At 67.2% G+C, this 8,734-nt stretch carries 10 protein-coding genes and 1 tRNA gene; 9 read left to right on the top strand and 2 right to left on the bottom strand.

Annotated elements, in window-relative coordinates; translation table 11 throughout:
- Positions 1-162: 162 nt before the first annotated feature.
- A complete protein-coding gene (locus tag ACLQ7T_RS10565) occupies positions 163-2,190 on the top strand; it encodes a DUF3857 domain-containing transglutaminase family protein (protein WP_420479393.1) in 2,028 nt (675 codons plus the stop codon).
- A 6-nt stretch (positions 2,191-2,196) separates the two neighbouring features.
- On the opposite strand, the gene ACLQ7T_RS10560 is transcribed toward ACLQ7T_RS10565, so the two are convergent.
- Entirely contained in the window at positions 2,197-2,766 is a 570-nt protein-coding gene (locus ACLQ7T_RS10560; RefSeq protein WP_420479392.1) for a YdcF family protein, read from the bottom strand.
- Between the two features lie 358 nt (positions 2,767-3,124).
- Between ACLQ7T_RS10560 and ACLQ7T_RS10555 the strand changes: the two genes are divergently transcribed.
- The 7 genes from ACLQ7T_RS10555 (at position 3,125) to ACLQ7T_RS10525 (ending at position 7,587) form a co-directional block, all read left to right on the top strand.
- Positions 3,125-4,459: a hemolysin family protein gene (locus ACLQ7T_RS10555; RefSeq protein ID WP_420471854.1), complete on the top strand. Its 1,335-nt coding sequence runs from the start codon at positions 3,125-3,127 to the stop codon at positions 4,457-4,459.
- A gap of 125 nt (positions 4,460-4,584) precedes the next feature.
- Positions 4,585-4,660, top strand: a tRNA-Trp gene (locus ACLQ7T_RS10550).
- A gap of 73 nt (positions 4,661-4,733) precedes the next feature.
- Positions 4,734-5,024, top strand: coding sequence for a preprotein translocase subunit SecE (gene secE / locus ACLQ7T_RS10545; RefSeq protein ID WP_420471855.1), 291 nt, complete (start codon positions 4,734-4,736; stop codon positions 5,022-5,024).
- A 16-nt stretch (positions 5,025-5,040) separates the two neighbouring features.
- The gene (gene nusG, locus ACLQ7T_RS10540; RefSeq protein ID WP_420479391.1) at positions 5,041-5,610 is read left to right on the top strand and encodes a transcription termination/antitermination protein NusG; all 570 of its coding nucleotides are present in this window, start codon (positions 5,041-5,043) and stop codon (positions 5,608-5,610) included.
- Positions 5,611-5,806: 196 nt separating this feature from the next.
- Positions 5,807-6,238, top strand: a complete 432-nt coding sequence (gene rplK / locus ACLQ7T_RS10535) for a 50S ribosomal protein L11 (protein ID WP_331045308.1) — start codon at positions 5,807-5,809, stop codon at positions 6,236-6,238.
- 3 nt (positions 6,239-6,241) lie between these two features.
- Positions 6,242-6,931 carry a 50S ribosomal protein L1 gene (gene rplA, locus ACLQ7T_RS10530; RefSeq protein WP_420471857.1) on the top strand — a complete coding sequence of 230 codons (690 nt, stop codon included), beginning with the start codon at positions 6,242-6,244 and terminating at the stop codon, positions 6,929-6,931.
- A gap of 116 nt (positions 6,932-7,047) precedes the next feature.
- Positions 7,048-7,587 (top strand): DUF2059 domain-containing protein, encoded by a 540-nt coding sequence (locus tag ACLQ7T_RS10525; protein WP_420479390.1) that lies wholly within the window; start codon positions 7,048-7,050, stop codon positions 7,585-7,587.
- A 56-nt stretch (positions 7,588-7,643) separates the two neighbouring features.
- On the opposite strand, the gene ACLQ7T_RS10520 is transcribed toward ACLQ7T_RS10525, so the two are convergent.
- Positions 7,644-8,252, bottom strand: a complete 609-nt coding sequence (locus ACLQ7T_RS10520) for an NAD(P)-dependent oxidoreductase (protein WP_420479389.1) — start codon at positions 8,250-8,252, stop codon at positions 7,644-7,646.
- A gap of 57 nt (positions 8,253-8,309) precedes the next feature.
- Here ACLQ7T_RS10520 and ACLQ7T_RS10515 point away from each other — a divergent pair, with 57 nt between their 5' ends.
- Positions 8,310-8,726: a winged helix-turn-helix transcriptional regulator gene (locus tag ACLQ7T_RS10515; protein WP_420479388.1), complete on the top strand. Its 417-nt coding sequence runs from the start codon at positions 8,310-8,312 to the stop codon at positions 8,724-8,726.
- Positions 8,727-8,734: the final 8 nt, after the last annotated feature.

Genomic DNA, 8,734 nt, shown 5'->3' with positions numbered 1-8,734 from the left:
GCCGCACCGTCGGCGCCGGCGTCGTCGCCAAGATCGTCGAGTAATCGACGGTCTCGACGGACTGAAATGAGAAGCCCCCGCCGGAGCGATCCGGCGGGGGTTTTTCTTTGTCGCTTCTCAAACCGCCCCGCCTTCGCCTATCGTGGTTGCGGGGGAGTTTTCATGAGTTACGACAGTCCTGTATCGCCCCGGTCGCGGCTTGAGTTCACGCCCGTACCGGCCGGCTTCGACCTGCCGCCGGCGCGGACGGAAGGGCGGGACCCGCGCGACCTGACGGCCGGCGGCCTGTGCCACTGGCTGTCGCAGACCCAGGCGGACCTGACCGGGCCGGAGCCGGTCCACACCAGCCGCAACATCGTTCAGGTCACCGGGAGCGAAGGTCTTCAGCCGGCGGCGTCCGTCAGCGTCCACTTCAATCCCGAATACGAGCGGGTGGCGATCCATGCCGTGCGGGTGCACCGCGACGGCGCGATCCGTGAGGCGGGGCGGCCCGAGGCCTTCGAGGTCATCCAGCGCGAACTGAACATGGAGCGGGCGGTCTATGACGGCCGCATGACCGCCCACATGGTCATCCCCGATGTGCGGGAAGGGGATGTGGTCGAGACCATCCTGTCGGTGATCGGGGCGCCTCCGGCCCTGGCCGGTCTGTTCAGCTGGTCCTTCATCCTGCAATGGAACATCCCGGTCGTGGAGACCCGATGCACGGTGCGCGCCGCGCCGGAGCGGGCGCTCGCGGTCCGGTCGGCCGGCCCCGCGGTGACCACCCGGGACGTGGTGATCGACGGCGTCCGGGTGCTGGAGTGGACAGCGGTGGATGCGCCGCCGGTCAACATCCCTCCGGGAACGCCCCCGACCTGGGAGGGATTCTCGACCGGCCACGTCGCCGACGACGTCAGCTGGTCGGCCATCGCCGACGTTTTCCGGCCCTTCTACGACGCCCGTTCGATCCTGCCTGAAGGACTGACGGCGGAGGTCCGCGCGCTGGAAGAGGCCCACCCCCGGCCCGCCGCCCGCGTGACGGCCGGCCTCAGGATGGTCCAGTCCCTGCTTCGCTACCATTCGGTCAGCATCGGGGAAGGGGGGTATCGCCCCCGTCCGCTGGAGACGATCTGGGAGACGCGTTACGGCGACTGCAAGGACGCGTCCCTGCTGCTGACGGCCGTTCTGCGGGCGATGGACATCGACGCGGTCTGCGCCCTCGTGAATACCGGCCGGGGCGAGGCCCTGCCGCAGGGACTGCCGCATGTCCTCGCCTTCAACCACTGTATTGTGCGGGTGAGGCTGAACGGCGGCGTGGTCTGGCTGGATCCGACCATGTCGGCCCAGGCCGGAGATCTGGAGCACCTGACCCGCGCGATGTTCGGCTGGGCCCTGCCGCTGGAGGCCGACGCCGGGCTGGAGGTGATGCCGCGACCGCGTCTGCGCACGACCAACAGCTTCGAGGAAGTCTGGGACATCCCCCACAGCGCCGCTGATCCGGCCGAACTGACCCTGACGACGGTCTATCGCAGCTGGCGCGCGGACGGCATCCGACATTGGCTGAACAACCAGAGCCGCGACGGCGCCGGCCGCCAGTTGCGCGAAAGTCTGGAGCGGGAGCTGAATTCGTCCGTGGTCGCCCTTGCGGACCACGAGGTGAGCGACGACCCCGTGGAGAATGTCCTCACCCTGGTCGAGCGTTACCGGGTGACCGAGCCTTATGCGGCCCGGGACAACGGCGCCCGTGTCTTCATCTCGCGCGACGAGGTGGTGGGGCCGCATCTGATGGATGTGGCGAGCCATCGCTCGACCCCGCTGGAGATGGGGCTGCCCCGACGCATCGAGACCCGGCGCGTGTTCCGTTTCGCCCGGCCGGTCGATGTCACGCCCTGGCGGCTGTCGGCGGACGGTCCGACGGGGCTGCATCTGGAAAGCAGCTTTGAATGGACGAGCCCGCGCGAGGGCCTGCACCAGCTGATGCTGGTGGTTCCCGGGGACACGGTGCCGGTCGAGGCGATGGACGCCTACAAGGCCTTCGTCGAGAAGGCGCGGGGGATGAACGGCATCAGCTTCCCGGTGCTGGGCCCGGAAGCGCCGGCATCCGGCGGTCGGCGTGGAGGCGGCGGCGGCGACGTCAATTGGGTCTGGGTGGCCGTGATCGCCTTCTTCCTGATCAGCGGCCTTATCCGTTTGCTGGCCGCCGCGGGCTGACGCGGCCTATCCCATCAGATAGCGCGCGTAGCCCGGGACCTCGCGGGCGATGGCGTAGAGGTCGCGCAGTTCGAAATAGGCCGGATGGGCCGAACCGACACCCCGCAGGCCTTCCTGTGCGAAGGCCAGCCGTGTGCGCGGGATGTGGAAATACTGGCTGACGACAATGGCGCTGTGCAGGTCGCGGGCCTGCATCAGGGCGACGGCGTTGCGGGCGGTGGCGCGCGTGTCGACGCCCTGGTCATCGACGATGATCGCGGCGTCCGGCACACCCTGCGAGACCAGCCAGCGTTTCATCGCCGTGCCTTCCGGCACGCCCTCGATCCCTGTGCCGCCGCTGACCAGAATACGGGGCGTGACGCCCGTCCGATAGAGCTCCAGCGCCCGGCCCAGGCGCGCTGCGAGGCGAGGCGAGGGGGTTCCGTCCGGATGGACCTTCGAGCCGAGAACCACGGCGACGTCACTGGGGGCGACCTCGTCGGTCAGCCCGTCCACGACGATCAGGCCCGCACAGAGGGTCAGGGCGCCCACGCCCGCCGCGGCTGTTCCGATGATCCGGCGCAACAGACGTCGCATGACTTTCTCCTCCGGCCCGGCCGCCGGTTCGCCTGTGAGGGGATGCGGCGCGGTTAACGTCGCAACCGTCGGGAGGCACGGCCTTGCCGGAACCCGATTCTGCGGTCCTTGTACGCGCAGGATCGTTAAGGTTTCGGTAACCCTCATGCGTCGCGCCCTGCACATCGGCCTGTTCATCGGCATCCTGATCGGGATGACCGCCTGTGCGGCCGCCGGGGCGGATGCGGGCGTCCCGGCCGGCGTCGCAAGCGCGCAGTCGGCGTGATTTTGCGCAAAATCGTGGCGGTTTGAGCAAAACGCCCCTATCATCCCAAGTGCGGACGCCGTCTGTCGCGCCGCGCTGGTCCTCCCCACCTAGATGTTAGCCATCGCCATCGCCGTCGTTCTGCTCCTCGTGGTGCTCAACGGCGTCTTCGCCATGACCGAGCTTGCGGTCGTCTCGTCCCGGAAGTCGAAACTCCAGAGCCGGGCGGAGCGGGGAGACCGGGGCGCGCGCGCCGCGCTGAAACTGGCGGAGAACCCGACCCACTTCCTGTCCGCGGTCCAGGTGGGAATCACCGCCATCGGCATTCTGGCGGGCGCCTACGGCCAGGCCACCATCGCCGGCGAGCTGAACACCATTTTCGAGGCGACCTTCCCGGCGCTGACCGCCTGGTCCGAAGCGATCGCCACCGGCATCGTGGTCATCCTGATCACTTATGTGTCGCTGATCGTGGGCGAGCTGGTGCCCAAGCGGATCGCATTGATCTTCCCGGAGGCGGTGGCCTCGAAGATGGCCGGACCGATCTCGACCCTGGCGCTTGTGCTGAAGCCGTTCGTGCTGCTGCTGACGGCCTCGACCTCGGGCATCCTGAAGGTGCTGGGCGTCAAGGATCGCGACGGCTCGGACGTCACCCAGGAAGAGGTGGAGACCATGATCGCCGAGGGCACCTCGGCCGGTCTGATCGAACCTGAAGAGCAGGAGATGATCGAGGAAATCCTGACGCTCGGCGACCGCCCGATCCGGGTGGCGATGACGCCGCGTCACGAGGTGTTCTGGATCGCCCTGGACGACACTGAAAAGCAGCTGCGCGAGGAAATCCGCACCTGCCCCTATTCGCGGATCGTGGTCGCGCGCGAGAACGACGTCGATAATCCGATCGGCGTGGTTCACAAGAAGGACCTTCTGGACAGCCTGCTGACCAACGGCAAGTTCGACATCGAATCGCTCGTGCAGACCCCGGCCTTCATTCCGCAGTCGACCTCGGTCCTGAAGGCGCTGGAGATCCTGAAGGCGTCCAAGGTCCACATGGCCTTCCTGGTCGACGAGTTCGGGGCCTTCGAGGGCGTGGTGACCGCCACCGACCTTCTGGAGATGATCGCCGGCGACTTCGACGAGGGCCACGATGAGGCCGAGGCCTGGATCCGTCAGCGTGAGGACGGCACCTGGCTGGTCGACGGCCAGACCGATCTGGACGAACTGTCGGACGAACTGGGCGAGGATTTCGGCGAGACCGAGGGCTTCCACACCGTCGCCGGCCTGGTCCTGCACCAGCTGTCGCGCGTGCCCGACGAGGGCGAGGTGCTGCAACTGGGCCGCTTCGAGGTCGAGGTCATCGACATGGACGATCGCCGGATCGACAAGCTGTTGTTCCGTCAGCTGGTGGGCAAGGACGACGAGGCCCTCGCGGTCGCGGCCCATCTGGAGGACTGATCCGGCGCTTCTTGCGTGTTTCAACGGTCACGGCGCTTGAAAACGCCGTCCGGGTGGGGCATAGCCCCGCCTCTGGCGAAAGTGAACGCGGTCGGGACGCCCCGACGCCTTTGACTTTCTGCTCCAGGAGTTTAGCTCAGCTGGTAGAGCACCGGTCTCCAAAACCGGGGGTCGTGGGTTCGAGTCCCCCAACTCCTGCCATTTTCCCCCTGTTGCAACCGGATGGGGCTTCCCATCTGGTTGCAACAGGTTTGACTGTTTGAAGAGACGCCGCATGGCCAAGGCCAAGACTCCTTCGGGACGCCGCCCCCAGACCGCCCAACCGGCCATCGCCGGCAGCGCCGTCGCGGCTGACGCCCCGGCCCCGAAGAAGCGCACGTCCATCCCGCAGTTCGCCAGCCAGGTCCGCGCCGAAGGCCGCAAGATCGTCTGGCCGAGCCGCAAGGAGACCTGGATCACCTCGGTGATGGTCTTCATCATGGTCGCCATCGCGACCGTCTTCTTCGCCATCGTGGACTTCGGCCTGACGCGTCTGTCGCAGGTCGTCCTGTCGATCGGCCAGTAAGAGAGACCGACTTTCCATGACCGACGTCGCCAAGCCCGCCAACCCGCGCCACAAGTGGTACATCGTCAACGCCTACTCGAACTTCGAGAAGAAGGTGGCCGAGCAACTGCGCGAGCAGGCCAAGCAGCAGGGCCTCGAGGACTTCTTCTCGGAAATCCTGGTCCCGACCGAAGAGGTCGTGGAGGTGCGTCGCGGCCGCAAGGTGAACTCGGAACGCAAATTCTTCCCGGGCTATGTCCTGGTGAAGATGGAGATGACCGATCAGGCCTACCACCTGGTCAAGAACACCCCGAAGGTCACCGGCTTCCTGGGCGCCGCGGGCGGCACCAAGCCGCTGCCGGTCTCGGAGCGTGAGGTCCAGCAGATCGTCGGCGCCGTGGAAGAGGGCGTCGAGCGTCCGAAGCCCACCATCCGCTTCGACATCGGCGAGACCGTCAAGGTCATCGACGGCCCGTTCGCCAGCTTCGACGGCCAGGTCGAGAGCGTCGACGAGGACAACGCCCGCCTGCGCGTGGCCGTGTCGATCTTCGGCCGTCCGACCCCGGTGGATCTGGAGTACAATCAGGTGGAGAAGGTCGCGGCCTAAGCCTCGATCCCATCAAGGGTTTTGCAGCGGCGGTCCTCCCGGGCCGCCGTTTGCTTTTCGAGCGCCCTTCAGCTATACGCGCGCCTCGCCCGGAAAGGGCGGCGCGAGCGATCGCGTAAATCCGTGGGAGGCAGCCATGCCCGACCACGGCTCACCGGTCCCGATTAGCTTCGGGATCACCGTTTAGGAGAGACCAATGGCCAAGAAGATTCTCGGCTATATCAAGCTGCAAGTGCCGGCCGGTTCGGCCACGCCTTCGCCCCCGATCGGCCCGGCTCTGGGTCAACGCGGCGTGAACATCATGGGCTTCTGCAAGGAGTTCAACGCGCGGACCGAGAAGGAAGCCAAGGGCACCCCGCTTCCGACCGTCATCACCGTCTACCAGGACAAGTCGTTCACCTTCATCACCAAGACGCCGCCGGCGACCTGGTACCTGAAGCAGGCCACCGGCCTGAAGTCGGGCGCCAAGCTGACGGGCCGTGAAACGGCCGGCAAGATCAAGCAGTCGCAACTGCGCGAGATCGCCGAGAAGAAGATGAAGGATCTGAACGCCAACGATCTCGACGCCGCGGCGAAGATCATCGAAGGCTCGGCCCGCGCGATGGGCCTGCAAGTGGTGGAGGGCTAACCCATGGCCAAGCTGACCAAGGCCCAGAAGGCCCGCACCGGCGACCGCGACGCCCTGCTGTCGTTCGAAGACGCCATCAAGCTCGTCAAGGACAACGCCAAGGCCAAGTTCGACGAGTCGATCGAGATCGCCGTCAACCTGGGCGTCGACCCGCGTCACGCCGACCAGCAGGTCCGTGGCGTCGTCAACCTGCCGTCGGGCACCGGCCGTGACGTCCGCGTCGCCGTCTTCGCCAAGGACGCCAAGGCTGATGAAGCCCGCGCCGCCGGCGCTGAATACGTCGGCGCCGAGGATCTGTACGAGCAGATCAACGGCGGCCTGATGGACTTCGACCGCGTCATCGCCTCGCCGGACATGATGGCCCTCGTCGGCCGTCTGGGTAAGGTGCTGGGCCCGCGCGGCCTGATGCCGAACCCGAAGGTCGGCACCGTGACCCCGAACGTCGCCCAGGCCGTCAAGGACGCCAAGGGCGGCGCGGTCGAGTTCCGCGTCGAGAAGGCCGGTATCGCCCACGGCGGCATCGGCAAGGCCTCGTTCACCCAGGACGCCCTGGAAGCCAACGTGAAGGCTTTCGTGGACGCTCTGGTCCGTTCGAAGCCGTCGGGCGCCAAGGGCACCTATGTGAAGCGCATCAGCCTGTCGTCGACGATGGGCCCGGGCTTCAAGATCGACCCGGCCTCGCTGGGCGCCTGATAGGCCCCCTGCATCGCGGCAAGACACAGGAACGGCGGGGAGCGATCCCCGCCGTTTTTGCTTGTCCGGAGCCGCCCTCCGCGGGCAGGGTCGCGCCTGACACCGGGGGAATCGCAATGATGAAATTGCTGCGCGGCCTGCTTCTGGCCCTGACGCTCCTGGCCGCGCCCGTCGCGGCTCACGCCCAGACCGCTGCGCAGGATGAGGCGGCCGAGCGCCTCGCCCTGGCCAACAAGTTCATCGTCCTGCTGCAGGGCGACCAGATGGCGGCCTCCATGCGTCAGATGATGACGATGATGGCCCCCAACAACCCGGGCGTTCCGGCCGAACAGCAGGCCATCATCACCGAGGTGACCGGCGAGATGGTCGAGATCATGCTGCCGCGCCTGTTCGAGGCCATGGCCCCTGTCTATGCCGACATATTCACCCTGGAGGAGCTGCGCGGCCTTGTGGACTTCTACCAGAGCGACATCGGCCGCTCGCTGGTGCGGAAGAGCTTCGAGGCGACGCCGCGCATCACGGAAGTGGTCATGGGCGTCATGCCCGGGATCATGAGTGAGATGGGGGACCGTCTCTGCGACCGCATGGGCTGCAGCGCGGACGAGCGCCGTGCGGTCAAGTCGGCGATGGCGCGGACCTATCCGAACGCCGGCTGAGGGATCAACGGACACCAGAAGGCCCCAGAAGAGCGCTCTTCCGGGGCCTTTTTGTTTCAGTACGCCGCGGTGAAGCGGGCGCGGCTGTGCTTCGGCTGCTCGAGCTCGTCGATCATGGCGATGGCGTAGTCGGCGAAGCTGATGCGGCTTTCGCCCCTGTCGTCCACCACGAGGGTGTCCGTGCCGGTCCGGTAGCGGCCCAGCCGCGGGGTTTCCTCAATGAAGGCGGCCGGGGAGAAGAAGGTCCAGTCGACGTCGCTGACGCCGCGCAGATGGTCCAGGAAGGTGATCCCGCCCTGGGCGAAGACCTTCCATTCCTCGGGGAACTCCGGCGTGTCGATGACGCGAACGCCGGGAGCGACCTCGAGGCTGGCGGCGCCGCCTGTGACCAGCAGGCGCGGCACGCCCGCATCACGCACGGCGGTCAGCAGGGTCTCGGCCGGAATGTCGAAATGCAGGGCGCTGATGACGGCGTCCGCGCCCTTCAGCAGGGGGGCGAGGGCGGCGGCGTCGGAGGCGTCTCCGGCCAAGGCGGTGACGCCGTCAGCGGACGGGATGGCCTCGGGCTTGCGGGCGACGGCCGTGACGGTGTGGCCGCGCGCCGCGGCTTCGCGGGTGATTTCGGAGCCGGCGCGGCCGCTGGCGCCCAGAACGACGATCTTCATGGAGGGGAGGTCCTTGGTGGTTTCCAATAGTGACCAAGTGTTCTATGGATATCATCCATGCAAGAAGGCACCGAAATCTCATCTGGTCACCCGGGGGAAACCGCCCTTCCGTTCGCGCGCGGCGACGTCTACGCGGCCGAATGCCCGACGCGGCAGCTGCTGGACCGCATCGCGGACAAGTGGACCACCCTGTTGCTGACGACGCTCGCCGGCGGGCCCATGCGGTTCAACGCCCTGAAGCGGCGGATCGGCGGGGTGTCGCAAAAGATGCTCAGCCAGACCTTGCGTCAGCTGGAGCGGGACGGGCTGGCGACGCGTCATGTCGAACCGACCGTGCCGGTGAGCGTGACCTATGAAATCACGCCGCTGGGTCGGACCCTGGTGGCGGCGCTGGGACCGATGATCGAGTGGGCCGAGACCCGCATGAGCGAGGTGGACGCCGCGCGGAAGGTCTACGACGGCCGGGCGATCTGAGCCCTGAA

Source organism: Brevundimonas sediminis, assembly GCF_048799765.1.
Lineage (GTDB): Bacteria > Pseudomonadota > Alphaproteobacteria > Caulobacterales > Caulobacteraceae > Brevundimonas.
This window is presented reverse-complemented; position numbering and strand designations above follow the sequence as displayed.

What these genes read in the sequence shown, in the direction of transcription:
- ACLQ7T_RS10565 (WP_420479393.1), top strand. Translation starts at nt 163, where the DNA reads ATGAGTTACGACAGTCCTGTATCGCCCCGGTCGCGGCTTGAGTTCACG.
- ACLQ7T_RS10560 (WP_420479392.1), bottom strand. Translation starts at nt 2,766, where the DNA reads ATGCGACGTCTGTTGCGCCGGATCATCGGAACAGCCGCGGCGGGCGTG.
- ACLQ7T_RS10555 (WP_420471854.1), top strand. Translation starts at nt 3,125, where the DNA reads ATGTTAGCCATCGCCATCGCCGTCGTTCTGCTCCTCGTGGTGCTCAAC.
- secE (WP_420471855.1), top strand. Translation starts at nt 4,734, where the DNA reads ATGGCCAAGGCCAAGACTCCTTCGGGACGCCGCCCCCAGACCGCCCAA.
- nusG (WP_420479391.1), top strand. Translation starts at nt 5,041, where the DNA reads ATGACCGACGTCGCCAAGCCCGCCAACCCGCGCCACAAGTGGTACATC.
- rplK (WP_331045308.1), top strand. Translation starts at nt 5,807, where the DNA reads ATGGCCAAGAAGATTCTCGGCTATATCAAGCTGCAAGTGCCGGCCGGT.
- rplA (WP_420471857.1), top strand. Translation starts at nt 6,242, where the DNA reads ATGGCCAAGCTGACCAAGGCCCAGAAGGCCCGCACCGGCGACCGCGAC.
- ACLQ7T_RS10525 (WP_420479390.1), top strand. Translation starts at nt 7,048, where the DNA reads ATGATGAAATTGCTGCGCGGCCTGCTTCTGGCCCTGACGCTCCTGGCC.
- ACLQ7T_RS10520 (WP_420479389.1), bottom strand. Translation starts at nt 8,252, where the DNA reads ATGAAGATCGTCGTTCTGGGCGCCAGCGGCCGCGCCGGCTCCGAAATC.
- ACLQ7T_RS10515 (WP_420479388.1), top strand. Translation starts at nt 8,310, where the DNA reads ATGCAAGAAGGCACCGAAATCTCATCTGGTCACCCGGGGGAAACCGCC.